15 protein-coding genes are annotated in these 15,625 nt (G+C 71.6%); 7 read left to right on the top strand and 8 right to left on the bottom strand.

Going from position 1 to position 15,625, the window contains the following annotated elements; genetic code table 11:
- Positions 1–94: 94 nt before the first annotated feature.
- Positions 95–874, bottom strand: coding sequence for a GntR family transcriptional regulator (locus ACFZAU_RS05530; protein ID WP_500551589.1), 780 nt, complete (start codon positions 872–874; stop codon positions 95–97).
- Positions 875–1,099: 225 nt separating this feature from the next.
- Between ACFZAU_RS05530 and ACFZAU_RS05525 the strand changes: the two genes are divergently transcribed.
- From ACFZAU_RS05525 to ACFZAU_RS05500, 6 genes are all read left to right on the top strand, one after another.
- Entirely contained in the window at positions 1,100–2,377 is a 1,278-nt protein-coding gene (locus ACFZAU_RS05525; protein ID WP_500551215.1) for an extracellular solute-binding protein, read from the top strand.
- Positions 2,378–2,475: 98 nt separating this feature from the next.
- The gene (locus ACFZAU_RS05520) at positions 2,476–3,441 is read left to right on the top strand and encodes a carbohydrate ABC transporter permease (RefSeq protein WP_499611645.1); all 966 of its coding nucleotides are present in this window, start codon (positions 2,476–2,478) and stop codon (positions 3,439–3,441) included.
- 5 nt (positions 3,442–3,446) lie between these two features.
- Positions 3,447–4,334 (top strand): carbohydrate ABC transporter permease, encoded by an 888-nt coding sequence (locus ACFZAU_RS05515; RefSeq protein WP_500551214.1) that lies wholly within the window; start codon positions 3,447–3,449, stop codon positions 4,332–4,334.
- Positions 4,331–5,854 carry a glycoside hydrolase family 3 protein gene (locus ACFZAU_RS05510; protein WP_500551213.1) on the top strand — a complete coding sequence of 508 codons (1,524 nt, stop codon included), beginning with the start codon at positions 4,331–4,333 and terminating at the stop codon, positions 5,852–5,854. The genes ACFZAU_RS05515 and ACFZAU_RS05510 overlap by 4 nt, the downstream gene beginning before the upstream one ends.
- Before the next feature lie 47 nt (positions 5,855–5,901).
- Positions 5,902–6,972: an SIS domain-containing protein gene (locus ACFZAU_RS05505; RefSeq protein ID WP_500551212.1), complete on the top strand. Its 1,071-nt coding sequence runs from the start codon at positions 5,902–5,904 to the stop codon at positions 6,970–6,972.
- A 398-nt stretch (positions 6,973–7,370) separates the two neighbouring features.
- Positions 7,371–8,819 carry a sensor histidine kinase gene (locus tag ACFZAU_RS05500; RefSeq protein ID WP_499611652.1) on the top strand — a complete coding sequence of 483 codons (1,449 nt, stop codon included), beginning with the start codon at positions 7,371–7,373 and terminating at the stop codon, positions 8,817–8,819.
- 113 nt (positions 8,820–8,932) lie between these two features.
- Here the strand turns inward: ACFZAU_RS05500 and ACFZAU_RS05495 are convergent, their stop codons facing one another.
- Together ACFZAU_RS05495 and ACFZAU_RS05490 are read right to left on the bottom strand one after the other, a co-directional pair.
- On the bottom strand, positions 8,933–9,190 hold the full coding sequence (locus ACFZAU_RS05495; protein WP_018563321.1) for a WhiB family transcriptional regulator: 258 nt from the start codon (positions 9,188–9,190) through the stop codon (positions 8,933–8,935).
- A 316-nt stretch (positions 9,191–9,506) separates the two neighbouring features.
- Complete coding sequence (locus ACFZAU_RS05490; RefSeq protein WP_499611653.1) at positions 9,507–10,475, bottom strand: diacylglycerol/lipid kinase family protein; 969 nt, start codon at positions 10,473–10,475, stop codon at positions 9,507–9,509.
- A 74-nt stretch (positions 10,476–10,549) separates the two neighbouring features.
- Between ACFZAU_RS05490 and ACFZAU_RS05485 the strand changes: the two genes are divergently transcribed.
- The gene (locus tag ACFZAU_RS05485) at positions 10,550–10,975 is read left to right on the top strand and encodes a hypothetical protein (RefSeq protein ID WP_500551211.1); all 426 of its coding nucleotides are present in this window, start codon (positions 10,550–10,552) and stop codon (positions 10,973–10,975) included.
- A 42-nt stretch (positions 10,976–11,017) separates the two neighbouring features.
- Here ACFZAU_RS05485 and ACFZAU_RS05480 read toward each other — a convergent pair whose 3' ends face one another.
- The 5 genes from ACFZAU_RS05480 to ACFZAU_RS05460 form a co-directional block, all read right to left on the bottom strand.
- Positions 11,018–12,001 (bottom strand): RNA polymerase sigma factor SigF, encoded by a 984-nt coding sequence (locus ACFZAU_RS05480; protein ID WP_499611658.1) that lies wholly within the window; start codon positions 11,999–12,001, stop codon positions 11,018–11,020.
- A gap of 13 nt (positions 12,002–12,014) precedes the next feature.
- Positions 12,015–12,428 (bottom strand): ATP-binding protein, encoded by a 414-nt coding sequence (locus tag ACFZAU_RS05475; RefSeq protein WP_319138557.1) that lies wholly within the window; start codon positions 12,426–12,428, stop codon positions 12,015–12,017.
- Positions 12,429–12,632: 204 nt separating this feature from the next.
- Positions 12,633–13,142 carry a GNAT family N-acetyltransferase gene (locus ACFZAU_RS05470; protein ID WP_500551210.1) on the bottom strand — a complete coding sequence of 170 codons (510 nt, stop codon included), beginning with the start codon at positions 13,140–13,142 and terminating at the stop codon, positions 12,633–12,635.
- A 10-nt stretch (positions 13,143–13,152) separates the two neighbouring features.
- The gene (locus ACFZAU_RS05465; RefSeq protein ID WP_500551209.1) at positions 13,153–14,043 is read right to left on the bottom strand and encodes a 1-aminocyclopropane-1-carboxylate deaminase/D-cysteine desulfhydrase; all 891 of its coding nucleotides are present in this window, start codon (positions 14,041–14,043) and stop codon (positions 13,153–13,155) included.
- Complete coding sequence (locus tag ACFZAU_RS05460) at positions 14,040–15,578, bottom strand: hypothetical protein (protein WP_500551208.1); 1,539 nt, start codon at positions 15,576–15,578, stop codon at positions 14,040–14,042. Before ACFZAU_RS05460 ends, ACFZAU_RS05465 begins: the two co-directional genes overlap by 4 nt.
- Positions 15,579–15,625: the final 47 nt, after the last annotated feature.

Genomic DNA, 15,625 nt, shown 5'->3' with positions numbered 1-15,625 from the left:
CGCAGGCAATCTAGAGTCAGGACGGGATGCACGTCACTACCCACCCGCATTGCGGTATGGAAACGATCTACAAGGCCCGGGAACGGCACCGGTGTCACGGTCGTTGCAGGCGCGCCACGAACTTGTAGCGGTCGCCGCGGTAGACCGAGCGCACCCACTCCACGGGCTCGCCGCCGGTGTCGATCGAGTGCCGGGACAGCAGCAGCATCGGCAGGCCGACGTCCGTGCCCAGCAGGCCCGCCTCGCGCGGGGTGGCGAGCGAGGTCTCGATCGTCTCCTCCGCCTCGGCGAGCCGGACGTCGTAGACCTCGGCGAGCGCGGTGTACAGCGAGGTGTACTTCGCCAGGCTGCGGCGCAGCGCGGGGAAGCGCTTGGCCGACAGGTGGGTGGTCTCGATGGCCATCGGCTCGCCGTTCGCCAGGCGCAGGCGCTCGATGCGCAGCACGCGGCCGCCGGCCTTCATGTCCAGCAGTCCGGCCAGCCGGTCGTCGGCGGTGATGTAGCCGATGTCGAGCAGCTGGGAGGTCGGTTCCAGGCCCTGGGCGCGCATGTCCTCGGTGTACGAGGTGAGTTGGAGCGCCTGGGAGACCTTGGGCTTGGCGACGAAGGTGCCCTTGCCCTGGATGCGCTCCAGCCGGCCCTCGACCACCAGTTCCTGCAGCGCCTGCCGCACGGTGGTGCGCGAGGTGTCGAACTCGGCGGCCAGGGTGCGCTCGGGAGGCACCGGGGAACCGGGGGGCATCGTCCGGGTCAGTTCGAGCAGATGGCGCTTCAGGCCGTAGTACTTGGGCACCCGCGCGGTCCGTCCGGCCGCGGTCCCGGCCGCCTCCGCGGTCTCCGTCACCGCCGTGCCGGCCTCGCCGTCGGTCTCCATCGCCTCTGCTCCCGAGTGCTGTCGTGCTGCCGTCACCGGCTCCTCCGTCATTCGCGGCTCACATGGTGGCACGGCCAGGGCTCATATCGCGTTACGAGCCCAGATGTCGGTCCGGTAACGGACGCGTCCGGTGCTCTTATACACCCTTGACACCCCTAAAGGTCTAGGCCAAGCTTCGGTCACTGGTCTACACCACTTGGTACTCACTGCCCTGGGGAGGGTGTTGTGAAGCGCAAGCTGATCGCGGCGATCGGTGTCGCCGTCATGGTCGCCGGCGTTGCGGCCTGCGGTTCGGACGACAAGGGCTCCGACAAGGCCTCGGCGCCGAAGGAGATCACCGTCTGGCTGACGGTCGACGCACAGAAGAACTGGCCCGAGTTGGTCAAGCAGGCGGACGACGCCTTCACGGCCAAGCACAAGGGCGTCAAGATCCACCACGAGTACTACGAGTGGACCGCCAAGAACCAGAAGCTCGACGCCGTCCTCGCCACCAAGAAGGTGCCGGACGTCGTGGAGATGGGCAACACCGAGACCCTCGGCTACCTCGTCAAGGGTGCCTTCGCGCCCATCGACAAGAGCAAGTTCGAGAACTCCGGCGACTGGCTGGACGCCCTCGAGGGCTCGGTGACGTACAACGGCAAGACCTACGGCGTGCCTTACTACGCCGGTGCCCGCGTCGGCACCTGGCGCAAGGACGTCGCCAAGGCGGCCGGCGTCACCAAGGCCCCGACCACCTGGGCCGAGCTGACGGACGCGCTCGACAAGATCCAGAAGAAGAACGGCGACAAGTTCTCCGCCTGGTACCAGCCCAGCCGCGACTGGTACACCGCGCTGGCCTTCGTCAAGGACGCCGGCGGCGACGTCGCCAAGGAGGACGGCGGCAAGTGGACCGCCACCCTCTCCGACCCGAAGTCCATCGAGGGCCTGAAGACCTGGAAGGGCGTCCTCGACACGTACTTCCACGGCGACAAGAACAAGGACGAGTCCGACCGCTACATCGTCTACGGCCAGGGCAAGTCCGCGCTCATCTACGGCGCGAGCTGGGAGGGCGGCGCCGCCGCCGACCCGAAGACCGACAAGACCGGCAAGCTGAAGGACAACCTGGAGACCTTCGCGCTGCCCGGCCCGAACGGCGAGCTGCTGCCGAACTTCATCGGCGGCTCCGACCTGGTCATCCCGGTCAAGTCCGCCGCGCAGGACCTCGCCGCCGACTGGATCAACGGCTTCACCGACAGCGCGGCCCAGAAGGTCCTGATCGCCAAGGGCAACCTCCCCAACGCCAAGTCGCTGCTCGCCCCGCTGAAGGACGACCCGGCGACGGCCGCCTCCGCCCGGGCCAACGAGAACACCTGGTTCGTCCCCACCGCCCCGGGCTGGCTGCAGGTCGAGAAGAAGCAGATCCTGCAGAACATGCTGAACGACATCGCGGTCGGCAAGGCCTCGATCGAGGACGCGGCCAAGTCCGCGGACGAGCAGATCAACGCGGTGATCAACGCCGGCTGACCGGCACACGGGCAACACAGTGATCGACGCCGGCCGGCCGCCCCAGGGCGGCCGGCCCCGGCGCGACGCCAGGGACTGGAGTACCCGAGGAGCACATGATGAGTGCCGTTGACACACCGCTGGACGAGGTGCCGCGCCCGCGGCCGGCGGGACCGGACCGGAAGCCGCGCCGCTTCGGCGGAGCCGCGCTCCCGTGGACCCTGCTCGCGCCGACCATCGGCGTCCTGCTGCTGGTCCTCGGCTATCCGCTGGTGCGGCTGGTCACCCTCTCCTTCAAGCAGTACGGCCAGGCCGAGTTGTGGCAGGGACTGCCCGGCGACTGGCAGGGATTCGCCAACTACACCCACGTCCTGGGGGACTCGGTCTTCTGGGGCGTCGTCCTGCGCACGCTGCTCTTCACCCTCGTGGCGGTGCTCCTCACGCTCGTCGTCGGCATGGGCGTGGCGCTGCTGATGCAGCGGGTCTCGCCCTGGGTCAAGGCGCTGATCAACATCGTGCTGGTGGCGAGCTGGGCGATGCCCGTGGTCGTCGCCATCACCATCTTCAAGTGGATGTTCGACAGCGACTACGGCGTCCTCAACTGGCTGCTCAGCCGGCTGCCGGGGGCCGATTTCAGCGGCCACAACTGGTTCACCGACACCAAGCAGGGCTTCCTCGTCATCGCCCTCATGGTGGTGTGGGGCGCCATCCCGTTCGTCGCGATCACCCTGCACGCCGGTCTCACCCAGGTGCCGAGGGAACTGGAGGAGGCCGCCCGCATGGACGGCGCCGGACCGGTCAAGGTCTTCCGGCACGTCACCCTGCCGGTGCTCAAGCCGATCATCGTCATGCTGACGACGCTGTCGGTCATCTGGGACATGGGCGTCTTCCCCCAGGTCTTCCTGATGCGCGACGGACACCCCGAGCCCGCGTACCAGGTGCTCACCACCTACTCCTACGACCAGGCCTTCGTCGCCAACGACTACGACGCGGGCGCGGCCATCGCCGTCGTCACGGTGCTGCTCCTGCTCGGGGTGATGGCCGTCTACATGCGCCAGATGCTCAAGATCGGAGAGGTGGAGTGACGACCATGCTCGACACGGCTCCCGCCGAGAGGGCGCCGGCCGCCGCTCCGGCGGCGCGCACCGCCCGGCGGCCCCGGCGCAAGGGGCGGACGGTCTACAACCTGCTCGGCCTGCTGGTCGTGGTGGTCTCCGGCTTCCCGGTCTACTGGATGCTCAACACGGCGTTCAAGCCCGCCAAGGACGCGATCGACCCCGACCCCAAGTTCTTCCCCACCAGCCTGTCCTTCCAGAACTTCTCCGACGCCCTGGACGTCGGCGACTTCTGGGGCTCGGTCGGCCGCAGCCTGATCGTCTCCGGCTCCACCGTCGGCCTCGGCCTGGTGATCGGGCTGCTGGCGGCGCTGGCCATCTCGCGCTTCGTCTTCCGCGGCCGCAAGGCCGTGATCGTCGCGATCCTCGCCGTGCAGATGGTGCCGCTGGTCGCGATGATCATCCCGGTCTTCCTGCTGCTCAACCAGATCGACCAGATCGACAAGCTCACCGGGCTCATCGTCACCTACCTGACGTTCGTGCTCCCCTTCACGGTGTGGAACCTGCGCGGATTCATCGTCAACATCCCCAAGGAACTGGAGGAGTCGGCGATGGTCGACGGCTGCACCCGGATGGGTGCCTTCTTCCGGATCATTCTGCCGCTGCTCGCCCCGGGTCTCGTCGCCACCTCGATCTACGCGCTGATCCAGGCCTGGAACGAGTACCTGTACGCGATGCTCATCATGAGCCAGGAGCACCAGACGGCCACGGTGTGGCTCGGCAACTTCGTCACCTCGCGGGGCACGGACTACGCGCCGATGATGGCCGGTTCGACCATGATGGGCGTGCCCGTGGTGGTCTTCTTCCTGATCGTGCAGCGCAAGGTCGCCGCCGGACTGACCGCCGGTGCGGTGAAGGGATGACCGAGACCTTGAGCCAGATCCACGACGGCGCCGCGGACACCGAGGCCCTCGTCCGCGACGCCCTCACCGTCCTGCAGCCGGGCTTCCACGGCACCACCGCGCCCGAGTGGCTGCTGCGCAGGCTCGCCGAGGGACTGGGCTCCGTCGCCCTGTTCGCCCGCAACATCGAGTCGCCCGGGCAACTGGCCGCGCTCACCGCGCAACTGCGCGCCGTACGGCCCGACGTCCTGATCGCGGCCGACGAGGAGGGCGGCGACGTGACCCGGCTGGAGGCCCGCAGCGGCTCCTCCTTCCCCGGCAACCTCGCCCTCGGCGCCGTCGACGACACCGCCCTGACCCGCGACGTCGCTGCGGAACTCGGCCGCCGGCTGGCCGAGTGCGGGGTCAACCTCAACTGGGCGCCCTCCGCGGACGTCAACTCCGACCCCCGCAACCCGGTCATCGGCGTGCGCTCCTTCGGCTCCGATCCGCTGCTGGTCGCCCGGCACACCGCGGCGTACGTCGAGGGACTGCAGTCCGCCGGGGTCGCCGCGTGCACCAAGCACTTCCCGGGCCACGGCGACACCTCCGTCGACTCCCACCACGCCCTTCCGCGGGTGGACGTGAGCCCGGAGACCCTGCGCGCCCGCGAACTCGCCCCGTTCCGGGCCGCCCTGGCCGCCGGCAGCAAGGCCGTGATGAGCGCGCACATCCTGGTGCCCGCCCTCGACCCGGAGCGCCCCGCCACCCTCAGCCCCGCCGCGCTCACCGGACTGCTCCGCGACGAACTGGGCTACGACGGCCTGATCGTCACCGACGGCATCGAGATGCGCGCCATCGCCGACGCCTACGGCATCGAGCGCGGCACCGTCCTGGCGCTCGCCGCCGGCGCCGACGCCATCTGCGTGGGCGGCGGCCTCGCCGAGGAGGAGACGGTGGTCGCCCTGCGCGACGCCATCGTCGCCGCCGTGCGCGACGGCGACCTGCCCCGGGCGCGGCTCGCCGACGCCGCCGGACGGGTGCGGAGCCTGGCGGCCTGGGCCGCCGAGCACTCCGCGGCGCGGGCGACCGCGGCACCGGACCCCGGGATCGGCCTGGTCGCGGCCCGCCGCGCGCTGCGCGTCACCCGCACCGACGGCTACCTGCCGGTCGCCGAGGCGCCCTACGTCGCCGCCTTCACCCCGGTCGCCAACATCGCCGTCGGTGACGAGACCCCGTGGGGTGTCGCCGCCGAACTCGACCGGATCTTCCCGGACACGGTGACCGGGAGCTTTCGCGAAGGTGACGCCTCGGCCGCACAAGTGCTGAGGTCGGCGGGGGCTCGTAGGATCGTCGCAGTGGTGCGTGACGTGCACCGTCACCCCTGGATGGCCGAGGCGCTGGGCTCGCTGCTCGCCGCCCGTCCGGACACGGTGGTGGTGGAGATGGGCGTTCCGCAGGCGGCACCGTCAGGGGCGCTGCACATCGCGACCCACGGCGCCGCCCGCGTGTGCGGGCGGGCGGCCGCGGAGGTCATCGCGGGCAAGGAGGCCGGCGACTGAGGTCCGCCGCGGCCCCACCCCTTCCGCACCATCTGGAGGCCCAGAGAATGTCCGCCCCGACGCCGACCGGACAGCAGCCGATGCCGGGCCGGATCATGTCCGGCGAGATGGCCGAGCAGCCCGCCGTGCTGCGCCGCATCCTCGAGGAGGGCGCCCCGCGGATCCGGCGGATCGCCGAGGAGATCGCCGCGCGCGGACCGCGCTTCGTCCTGCTCACCGCGCGCGGCACCTCCGACAACGCGGCCCTGTACGCGAAGTACCTGGTGGAGGTGGTCCTGGGCAAGCCCGCCGGGCTGACCTCCATGTCCACCACCACCGCGTACGGCGCCCGCCCCGACCTGACGGACTGCCTGGTCGTCACGGTCAGCCAGTCCGGCGGCTCGCCGGACCTGGTGGCCTCCACCCGGGCCGCGCGCGAGGCCGGTGCGATCACCCTGGCGGTCACCAACAACGCCGACTCCCCGCTGGCCGAGGTCTCCGAGTTCCACATCGACGTCCTGGCCGGCCCCGAGAAGGCGCTGCCGGCGACCAAGACGTACACGGCCGAACTGCTCGCGCTCTACCTCTTCGTGGAGGGGCTGCGGGGCGGCGACGGCAGCGCCGCCAAGGTCCTGCCGGAGCTCGCGGAGCAGATCCTGGCCCGCCAGGACGAGGTCAGGACGCTCGCCGCGCGCTACCGCTTCGCCGAACGCCTGGTGCTCACCTCGCGCGGCTACGGCTACCCGACCGCGAAGGAGGCCGCGCTGAAGCTGATGGAGACCAGCTACATCCCGGCCCTGTCCTTCTCCGGCGCCGACCTGCTGCACGGGCCGCTGGCCATGGTCGACAACGTCTCCCCGGTCATCGCGATCGTCACGGAGGGCAAGGGCGGCGAGGCGCTCCGGCCGGTCCTGGACCGGCTCCGCGGCCGCGGGGCCGACCTGGTGGTGATCGGCGACCAGGCGTCGGTCGACGCGGCCTCGGCAGGCTTCGTCCTGCCGACCGGGGGCGTTGCCGAAGAGGTGCAGCCGATCCTGGAGATCCTCCCGCTGCAGATGCTCGCCTACGAGGTCACCATGGCCCGCGGCCAGGACCCGGACGCGCCGCGCGCCCTGGCGAAGGTGACGGAGACGCGCTGAGACGCGCCGAGAGCCGCTGGGACCCGCCCACCGGGCGGGCGGCGAGCCGGGAAGTGCCCTGACGTCACTTCGGGCCGCGGCGCCGGGACGGGACCCTCAGCCCGCCCAGCACCGCAGCCCGGAGCTGCCGTCGGTCCGTGGCGCGCGGGATGTGCGGTACCCGCGGCCCGTGAGGACCGACCGTGAGGCCTGGCGCAGTCAGGGCAGAGAGCGCCCCGGCCTCGCTCCACCCTTCTGTGCGGGAAGGGTGGAAGTCGTGTTGTGCGTCAATTCTGGACTAGACCACTAATGCCTGTCCATAAGCCGGCGCAGTCAGATCATAGGTCGTCGAGGGCCTTTGTGAAGACCGGATGGCGGGCCCTGCCATGAGCGCGGGTACGCTCATTTGCGTGCCCTCCATGAACGATCTCGTACGCCAGCACACGGACCTCGACGATTCCGATCTCGAGTGGCTCCACCTGCTGGTGTCGGAGTGGCAACTGCTCTCCGACCTCTCCTTCGCGGACCTCGTGCTGTGGGTGCCGACCAGTGACGGGACTCGTTACGTTTCGGTCGCCCAGATGCGGCCGAACACCGGCCCGACGTCGTACCAGGACGACATGGTCGGCCACCTGGTGCCGCGCGGCCGCCGCCCGATGCTGGACGCCGCGCTCGACGAGGGCCGGATCGTCCGGGAGGGTGACCCGGAGTGGCGCGAGGAGGTCCCGGTCCGGGTCGAGTCCATCCCGGTGCGCCGGGCCGGCCGGGTCCTCGGCGTGATCGCCCGCAACACCAACCTGCTCACCGTACGGACCCCCAGCCGCCTGGAGCTGACCTACCTGCAGAGCGCCTCCGACCTGGCGCAGATGATCGCGGCGGGCAGCTTCCCGTTCCCCTCCGAGCAGGTCGACATGGACGCCTCACCGCGCGTCGGCGACGGCCTGATCCGGCTCGACGCCGAGGGCGTCGTCCAGTACGCCAGCCCCAACGCGCTCTCCGCCTACCACCGGCTCGGCCTGGCCGCCGACCTCGTCGGCCACCACCTGGGCTCGGTCTCCGCCGAACTCGCGCCCTCCCGGAGCAAGAGCCACGAGGCCCTGGTGACCGTCGCCGGCGGCAAGGCGCCGCGGGAGACCGAGATCGAGGGCAACGGCGGCGTCATCCAGCTGCGGGCGATCCCGCTGAGCCCCAAGGGCACGCACAACGGCTCCCTGGTGCTGCTGCGCGACGTGACCGAGCTGCGCCGCCGGGAGCGCGAGCTGATCACCAAGGACGCCACCATCCGGGAGATCCACCACCGGGTGAAGAACAACCTGCAGACGGTTGCTGCCCTGTTGCGGCTGCAGGCCCGCCGGATGGACTCCGACAAGGGCCGCGAGGCGCTGGAGGAGGCGGTCCGCCGGGTCGGCTCGATCGCGATCGTGCACGAGACGCTGTCCCAGAACCTCGACGAGTGCGTGGAGTTCGACGAGATCGCCGACCGCGTGCTCGCGATGGTCGCGGAGATCTCCCCGGGCCGGGTCACCACGCGCCGCAGCGGACGGTTCGGGATCCTGACGGCCGAGGTGGCCACGCCGCTGTCGATGGTCCTCACCGAACTGCTGCAGAACGCCCTGGAGCACGGCTTCGGGCCGGGCGAGCAGGGCACCGTCGAGGTGGCCGCCGAGCGGCGCGGGCAGAAGCTGGGGATCGCGGTGCGGGACGACGGGCGGGGCCTGCCCGCCGAGTTCGACCCGCAGCGGGCCGGCAACCTGGGGCTGCAGATCGTACGGACCCTGGTGGTGGGGGAGTTGGGCGGCACCTTCGACATGGTGCCGGCCGAGGAGCGCGGTACGAAGGTCGTCCTGGAACTGCCGCTGGAGGGCTGACGCCGGCCCGCCGGCCGGGCCCCGGGAACGCCGAAGCCCCGGCCGCTCGGGGAGCGGCCGGGGCTCTTCGCGTCGCGATGCTGCGCGCTGCGGCTCGGGGGTAAGCGAGTGCGTCAGGCGCTGGCGTTGCGGGCGCGGTTGCGGGCGGCGCGGCGCTTCATTGCGCGACGCTCGTCCTCGCTGAGGCCACCCCACACGCCGGCGTCCTGGCCGGTCTCCAGCGCCCACTGCAGGCACTGCTCCATCACGGGGCAGCGGCGGCAGACGGCCTTGGCTTCCTCGATCTGCAGCAGCGCAGGACCGGTGTTGCCGATGGGGAAGAAGAGCTCGGGGTCTTCCTCGCGGCAAACGGCGTTGTGACGCCAGTCCATGGCTGCTCCATCTCCTTGTGTTGCATGCAAGTTGCTTGTGAATGTGAACGCTTTCACGAATCCGCCAACACGACACGGGACATCGCCCAGTCTCCTGGTGCGGTCCCGCTGGGAAGTGGTGAGGATTCGGCTACCGAGGACGCCCGATGAGCGGCTGTCCCGATCGCCAGGAAGAGCCTCGCAAACCTGGGCTGCGGATACAACCCCTTCCAGAAAGTTTTTTTTGATTCCTCGGTGTCGGCTCCGTCACAGCCGTACTTCCATGGGGTGCAGGGCAGTCTAAACGTTCGAGTGAAAGGACTTTGTGTCCTTCTGCTTACACAATCACACGCAGTGCACGGCGTACGCCTGTGAAGGTTGCGCTCATTCGCAGTCCCAGGTGGTCTCCGTCCACCTGGAACGGCAGTGGCGCCTGCGAATGCAAGGTGAAGTCCGTCAGATCGTGCAGCGAGGTCGCGTGCTTGCCCTCGGGCCCGCGCTCGGGCGTCGAACGCAGCAGCTGGGTGGCGTAGCGGGCGACCGCCGCGGTGGACAGCCGGGACAGTCCGAGCACGTCGAGGGCGGTGTCGAAGGAGGCGCGTGGCGACGCGTAGATCGGCCGGTTGCCCAGGTAGGTCCACGGCGCGGTGTTGCAGACGAGGGTCAGCACCAGGTCGGTCACCGGGTCCTCGCCGGGCCGCTCCAGGGTGATCGCGCCGGCGCGCCGGTTGGGGTCGGCGAGGAACTGGCGCACGACCTGGCGTATGTAGAGCGCGTGCGTCGAGCGCTTGCCGTGCTCGCGCTGCTGTTCCACCCGGCCCACCACGCCCGCGTCGAAGCCCAGCCCGGCGCAGAAGGTGAACCAGCGCGCCGGCACGCCCTCGTCCTCCGTGCCCGGGGTGCCGCTCACCAGGCCCAGGCCGACCGTGCGGGAGCTGCGCTCGCGCAGGGCGTCCAGCAGCGCGCCGGTGGCCTCAACGGCGTCGTTGGGCAGCCCCAGGGCGCGCGCGAACACGTTCGTGGAGCCGCCGGGGACCACCGCGAGCTTCGGCAGCCCGTCCGGGTCGGGGCCGTTGTGGAGCAGGCCGTTGACCACCTCGTTGACCGTGCCGTCCCCGCCCAGGGCGACGACCAGCTCGATCTCGCCGCCCTCCGCGGCCTGGCGCGCGAGGTCCCGGGCGTGACCCCGGTACTCGGTCGCCGCGACCTCCAGCTTCAGGTCGCTGGCGAGCGCGTGCGCGAGGACGTCACGCGTCCGGGCGCTGGTGGTGGTGGCGGCTGGATTGACCACGAGAAGGGCGCGCATGCCCGCCAGGGTACCTACCGGGCGGTACCGGGCCGCACCCCTGGTGGTCCGGATACGGCGGCTACCCTGCTGGGGTGAGTGGCAACGAGAAGCCCGCGACGCAGCCGGGCCGCACCCCCCGCCTCGCGGCGGCGGCCGCGGTCGCGGCACTGGAAGGCGCCGCCCTGGCGGCCTGGGGGATCGCGATGCTGGTCGTGGGGATCCTCGGCGACCCCGACAGCCCGCGCCAGGCGGAGGCCGGGGGTGTGACCGTCCTCGCGCTGGCGGCGATGCCGCTCGCGGCCGCCTACGGCCTGTGGCGCGCGCGCCGCTGGAGCCGCGGCCCGGCGCTGATCATCCAGCTCGTCGCCCTCCCCGTCGCCTGGACGATGGTGCAGGCGGGCGGCGCGATGATCGCGGCGGGCGCCGCGCTGGGAGTGGCCGCCGTCGCCGAGCTGGTGCTCCTCGTCCACCCGGCGGCCACCGACGCCCTCGGGATCGGGCGCACGGCCGAGCAGTGAACCGCGGCGCCCTCGGGCGCCGCCGTCACCTCCGTCCGGCCGTCACTCCTCGACCAGCAGCTTGTCGCGCAGCTGGGCCAGCGTGCGGGCCAGCAGCCGGGAGACGTGCATCTGGGAGATGCCGACCTCCTGGGCGATCTGCGACTGGGTCATGTTCCCGAAGAAGCGCAGCAGCAGGATCTTCTTCTCGCGCGGCGGCAGCTGCTCCAGCAGCGGCTTGAGCGACTCCCGGTACTCCACGCCCTCCAGCGCGTCGTCCTCGGCGCCTAGGGTGTCGGCGACGGCCGGCGACTCGTCGTCGGTGTCGGGCACGTCCAGGGAGAGCGTGCTGTACGCGTTGGCGGATTCGAGGCCCTCCAGGACCTCCTCCTCCGTGATCTTCAGGTGCTCGGCCAGCTCGTGCACCGTCGGCGCCCGCCCGTGCTGCTGCGAGAGCTCGCCGGTCGCCGTCGTCAGGGCGAGCCGCAGCTCCTGCAGACGGCGCGGGACGCGCACCGCCCACCCCTTGTCGCGGAAATGCCGCTTGATCTCGCCGACGACGGTCGGGGTGGCGTAGGTGGAGAACTCCACCCCGCGCTCCACGTCGAAGCGGTCCACGGACTTGATCAGCCCGATCGTGGCCACCTGCGTCAGGTCGTCGAGCGGCTCGCCCCGGTTGCGGAACCGCCGGGCGAGGTGCTCGACCAGCGGCAGGTGCATGCGGACCAGCCGGTTGCGCAGCTCGGCGCGCTCCGGGGAACCCGGCGGGAGCTTGCTGAGCTCCACGAAGAGCGCCCGGGCCCCGGCCCTGTCGTGGGACTCATGGCGCCCGTGCGGCTCCTGCTCCTGCTCGTGGTCCTGCTCCTGCTGCTCCTGCGCCATGCGATCCGCCCGATCCGCCTGATCCGTCTGCCCGGCCGCGTCACTGCTCCCGAGGCCGGCCACGGGCCCGGTGCCGGGATGCGGCCGCGCCTCGTGGGGCCGGGCCGCAGGGGCGGGTACGGGGCGGCCCCGCACCTCCGGGGTGCTGCCTTCCAGATCGTTCACGGCGATTCCCCCGTTACAGCTGTCCCGGTCCGGCACCGCGCTTCTTGTGCAGGGCGATGCTCACGGTCTTGTCGTCGGCCACGCTGGAGTCCACCTCGCCGGCCAGTGCGGACAGCACCGTCCAGGCGAAGGTGTCACGCTCCGGGGCGCGGCCGTCGGTCGTGGGCGCCGACACGGTCACCCACAGGGCGTCCCCGACCAGGCGGAAGACGCAGCTCAGCACGGACCCCGGGACGGCCTGCTGGAGCAGGATGGCGCACGCCTCGTCCACGGCGATGCGCAGGTCTTCGATCTCGTCGAGGGTGAAGTCCAAGCGGGCCGCGAGTCCTGCCGTCGCCGTACGCAGCACCGACAGGTAGGCCCCCGCCGCGGGCAGCCGGACCTCGACGAAGTCCTTCGACCCGGGCTCGCCTGCGATCTGGGACACCCTCACCTCCAAGGTGGCACACGCACTGCCCTCATCGGCATTGCACTGATCTGGTTCGGTTCGCCAGCGACGCTATCGCGATCCGTACCCCGGTGTCGCCCGGACGGAGCACGGCCGCCGCCGTGACGGGCCCTGGCCCGGCACCCCACGGCTGTCACCCATAGTAGGCGCACGAGCACGCAACGTCGCTAGTGGTCTGCGGTCTCAATTCGAAAGAGATGTCGCTTTGTTGACACGTGCCTGCTCAGCGAGGTCGTGAAGGGGTTCGCCGGTCAGTCGTTGTACCGTCCATTCGTCCTGGGGACGGGCACCCATCGCACGGTAGAAGGCGAGGGACGGCTCGTTCCAGTCCAGCACGGACCATTCGAAGCGCTCGTATCCCCGCTCGACGCATATGGCGGCGAGACCGGCGAGCAGCGCCTTGCCGTGACCGCCGCCGCGCGCATGGGGGCGCACGTACAGGTCCTCCAGGTAGACGCCGTGGGTCCCGGTCCAGGTGGAGAAGTTCCGGAACCACAGCGCGAAGCCCACGGGCGCGCCCAGGGTGTCGTCCTCCGCCATGAGCGCGAAGACGGCCGGATCCGCGCCGAAGAGCGCGTCGTGGAGTTGTTGCGTGGTGGCCCGCGCGCTGTCCGGCTCCCTCTCGTACTCCGCGAGTTCGCGGATCATCGCGTGGATCTCCGGGACGTCGCCAGGGGTCGCGGCTCGGATCATGCCAGCAAGGCTAACCGGTCGGCCGCCCTGTCACGACGGCCGCGACCGTCGTGCCCGGCGCGAAGGCACCCTCCTGCGCCAGCGAGTACAGGCCGTGGAGCATCTTCGCGACGTAGACGAGGTCCGGCACGAAGCCGTGCCGCGCGCCGAAGTCCTCCGCGAACGCCCGCAGCTCGGGCGAGACACGGGCGTAGCCGCCGTGGTGGAAGCGGTCGTCCAGCAGCCAGCTGCCGCGCGGGCCGCCGAAGGCCGCCTCCTGGAGCCGGCGTATCTCCCCGGCCAGGAATCCGCCGCCCTTGAGGACCGGGAACCCGATGGCCCGCTGCCCCGGGTCAAGACCGGCCGCCAGGCCCGCCAGGGTGCCGCCCGTCCCGCAGGCCACGCCCACGACGTCCGCCAGGCCGCGCAGCTCCTCACCGAGCGCGGCGCAGCCCCGTGCGGCCGCCGCGTTGCTGCCGCCCTCGGGGACGACGTAGGCGGGGCCCAGACACTCCAGGAGGGCTGCCAGGACCTCCGGGTCGTCCTTGCGGCGGTAGGTGGCCCGGTCGACGAAGTGCAACCGCATCCCGTCGGCGGCGGCCTGCGCCAGGGAGGGGTTCAGCGGGCGGCCGGCCAGTTCGTCGCCGCGGACGACACCCGTGGTCCCGATGCCCAGCAGCCGCCCCGCGGCCGCGGTGGCGCGCAGGTGGTTGGAGTAGGCGCCGCCGAAGGTGAGCAGTCGGCCGTGGCCGCCGTCGAGGGCGGCCCGCAGGTTCAGGTGGAGCTTGCGCCACTTGTTGCCGGGCAGGTCGGGGTGGATCAGGTCGTCCCGCTTGAGGAGGATGCGCACGCCACGCCCGGTCAGCCGCTCGTCGCCGTGCAGCTCGACCAGCGGGGAGGGCAGGCGGACGTCCGGGATCACCCGCCCATTGTGGCCGTCACCTGGGGGGAGAGGTGCACCCGGTAGCCCGGGTGGTAGCTCAGGTTCGGCAGCGGCCGGGAGGGCCAGTCCCGCGCGTACGCCGGCGGCTGCCCGCCCCGGGGGGTCAGGACGGCGACGGGCTGCGTGCGGGCCAGCCGCAGGATGCCGGCCGCGGTCATGTTCTCGTTGTTCCCCGCGGTTTGGCCGGAGGCGCAACGGGCCTGGTAGCCGACGGGCGTCGCCATCGGCCCGGTGACCAGGCACGGCGGGCGCACTCCGAGCCGGTTCAGTTCCGCGGCCATGCGCGCGTAGTCGCCGTTGCCGATGGTGGAGCTGCGCACCGCGCGGTGCAGCACGATCTGCTGGGTGACGAGCTGCGCGAGCACGACCGCGACCACGGTCCCGGTGACGGCCGGCCGCAGCGCCGGCCGTACCCGCGAGGGGAGCAGCAGGAGGCACTGGGCCGCGGGCAGGGCGAGCAGGGCGTACGCCGGGAGCAGGAAACGCGGCGCGGCGTAGTCGATGAGCACCAGGTAGGGCAGCGCCAGGGACAGGCCGCACACGGCCGGCAGGAACCGCGCACCGGGCGCCTGCCCCTCACGTCGTGCCGCGAGGGCGACGCCGGCCGCCACCAGGACGGGCAGGACGAACCACCACACGGCGTCGCCCTTGTGCTGCCAGACGGCGTCGCAGGGGCGGCACAGCGTGTGCGAGGCGTCCAGGGTGCTCAGCTGGTCGGCGAAGGCCAGGTGCCAGCCGAGACCGCCCTCGATCTCGTTCGCGCGGTCCATCCGGGCGAAGACGCCGCCGTAGGCGGTGAACGCCTCGACGACCCACTGGGCGCCGCCCAGCAGCCCGCCGGCGGCGATCACCGCGAGCAGCACCAGGCGGCGCCGGCCGCGCAGGAAGAGCGCGGCGACGCACAACGGCAGGGCCAGCCAGACGGCGTCGTGCGGGCGCAGCAGGGTGAGGGCGGCGAACGCCGCGCCCAGCCCGGCGAGCGCACCCCGGCCGGTGCGGCCCGGCGCCGCCGCGCGCAGGTAGCAGCCCACCGCGATCAGGGCCACCAGCGCGACCCAGAGGTTGGGCATCGCCTGGGGGCCGTACAGCAGCGTCACCCACAGTCCGCTGAAGAGCAGCCCGGCCAGTGCCACCACCCGGGTGCCCAGCAGCGGCTTCCAGAGCCACAGGGCCAGGAAGAGGGCCGCGCCCGACAGGACCGCCAGGTAGACGCGGAGCGCGAGGGTCGAGGCCGTCAGCAGCGCCACCGGCGCCACTAGGGCCGGCACGCCCCGGGAGCGGGGCGCGCTGAAGAACGCCGAGGGGATGTCCGCGGAGACCTGGCTGACGTAGACCGACTCGTCCCAGCCGAGGCCCATGCCGGGCGCGACGACCAGGAGGAGCTGGACCACGGTGAAGAGCGCCGCCAGACAGGCGAGCAGAAGGACCCCGGAGTGCGGGCGGCTGCGCGGCGGTGCGGCGTGGCGCGCGCGGTGCCGGGCATCCGGTGACGTCAGCTCATGCGTCGTCGCCATAGTGCGTCATGGCAACAGCCGTGACCCACGTGATCAAGGCGGCGCGC

The organism is Streptomyces sp. NPDC008238 (assembly GCF_042956445.1).
In the GTDB taxonomy this organism is placed as follows: Bacteria; Actinomycetota; Actinomycetes; order Streptomycetales; family Streptomycetaceae; genus Actinacidiphila.
Note: the sequence above shows the minus strand (reverse complement) of the source record. Positions and strands in the feature narration are given on the sequence as shown.

What these genes read in the sequence shown, in the direction of transcription:
- ACFZAU_RS05510 (WP_500551213.1), top strand. Translation starts at nt 4,331, where the DNA reads ATGACCGAGACCTTGAGCCAGATCCACGACGGCGCCGCGGACACCGAG.
- ACFZAU_RS05515 (WP_500551214.1), top strand. Translation starts at nt 3,447, where the DNA reads ATGCTCGACACGGCTCCCGCCGAGAGGGCGCCGGCCGCCGCTCCGGCG.
- ACFZAU_RS05470 (WP_500551210.1), bottom strand. Translation starts at nt 13,142, where the DNA reads ATGATCCGAGCCGCGACCCCTGGCGACGTCCCGGAGATCCACGCGATG.
- ACFZAU_RS05505 (WP_500551212.1), top strand. Translation starts at nt 5,902, where the DNA reads ATGTCCGCCCCGACGCCGACCGGACAGCAGCCGATGCCGGGCCGGATC.
- ACFZAU_RS05490 (WP_499611653.1), bottom strand. Translation starts at nt 10,475, where the DNA reads ATGCGCGCCCTTCTCGTGGTCAATCCAGCCGCCACCACCACCAGCGCC.
- ACFZAU_RS05530 (WP_500551589.1), bottom strand. Translation starts at nt 874, where the DNA reads ATGGAGACCGACGGCGAGGCCGGCACGGCGGTGACGGAGACCGCGGAG.
- ACFZAU_RS05495 (WP_018563321.1), bottom strand. Translation starts at nt 9,190, where the DNA reads ATGGACTGGCGTCACAACGCCGTTTGCCGCGAGGAAGACCCCGAGCTC.
- ACFZAU_RS05460 (WP_500551208.1), bottom strand. Translation starts at nt 15,578, where the DNA reads ATGGCGACGACGCATGAGCTGACGTCACCGGATGCCCGGCACCGCGCG.
- ACFZAU_RS05500 (WP_499611652.1), top strand. Translation starts at nt 7,371, where the DNA reads ATGAACGATCTCGTACGCCAGCACACGGACCTCGACGATTCCGATCTC.
- ACFZAU_RS05520 (WP_499611645.1), top strand. Translation starts at nt 2,476, where the DNA reads ATGAGTGCCGTTGACACACCGCTGGACGAGGTGCCGCGCCCGCGGCCG.